Source organism: Escherichia sp. AM3 (assembly GCF_032029835.1).
In the GTDB taxonomy this organism is placed as follows: Bacteria; Pseudomonadota; Gammaproteobacteria; order Enterobacterales; family Enterobacteriaceae; genus Escherichia; species Escherichia coli.
The window spans coordinates 1-263 of record NZ_JAVUPQ010001049.1 but is presented as its reverse complement, the minus strand read 5'-3'; the positions used below and the strand labels follow the sequence as shown (position 1 = coordinate 263).

General features: G+C 65.0%; 1 pseudogene. It reads left to right on the top strand.

Features of this window, described 5'->3' with window-relative positions:
- Positions 1-241: pseudogene (locus tag RTW80_RS29640) on the top strand (ATP-dependent RNA helicase RhlE); the annotation flags it as partial.
- Positions 242-263: the final 22 nt, after the last annotated feature.

The window sequence follows — 263 nt, the reverse complement described above, 5'->3', positions numbered from 1 at the left end:
GATCAAAGCTAAGCCAATTCAGAACGGTCGTCAGGGCGGCGGTCGCGGTCAGGGTGGCGGTGGTCGCGGTCAGCAGCCGCGTCGTGCCGAAGGTGGCGCGCCGAAATCTTCGGGCAAACCGCCGCGTCGTAATAACGACAGCAAACCAGCCGGTGAAAACCCGTGGCGTAGCGGCGAAGGGAAACCGGCAGGCGAGGGGCAGCGCCGACGCCGCCCGCGTAAACCTGCTAACCCGCAGTAATCTGGAAGCCCGGTCGTAAAGC